Origin of the sequence: Bradyrhizobium uaiense (genome assembly GCF_010811875.1) — a bacterium.
GTDB classification, from domain to species: Bacteria; Pseudomonadota; Alphaproteobacteria; order Rhizobiales; family Xanthobacteraceae; genus Bradyrhizobium; species Bradyrhizobium uaiense.
In genome coordinates this window covers 1-244 of sequence record NZ_VKHP01000937.1, presented here as the reverse complement: position 1 = coordinate 244, position 244 = coordinate 1, and the positions used below count along the sequence as shown (strand labels likewise).

Below are 244 nucleotides of genomic sequence, written 5' to 3'. Positions count from 1 at the left end.
CTGACCTTCTATATCAACCGCGCTGGCAAGACGCTACCGAAGACCGAGCGGTCGCGGCTGGAACGCGCCAAGCTCGAGTTGAAGCACCAGTTCGGGCGGGATTAGCCCCGCCGTTTCCGCGACCAACATTGCAAGCTCGGTCGAGCAGCAGAGCGCGGCCACGCAGGAGATTGCACGCAGCGTGCAGAATGTCGCCCAAGGCACCCAGGAAGCCGCCTCCAGCGTTACGCAGGTCAACCGCGGC

1 protein-coding gene is annotated in these 244 nt (G+C 64.3%); it reads left to right on the top strand.

The genetic code is table 11. The annotated features are described in order from the left end of the window. Positions 1-105 (top strand): DUF3175 domain-containing protein (locus tag FNJ47_RS48185; RefSeq protein WP_163163751.1); only part of this gene is annotated, 105 nt, incomplete at its 5' end. Positions 106-244: the final 139 nt, after the last annotated feature.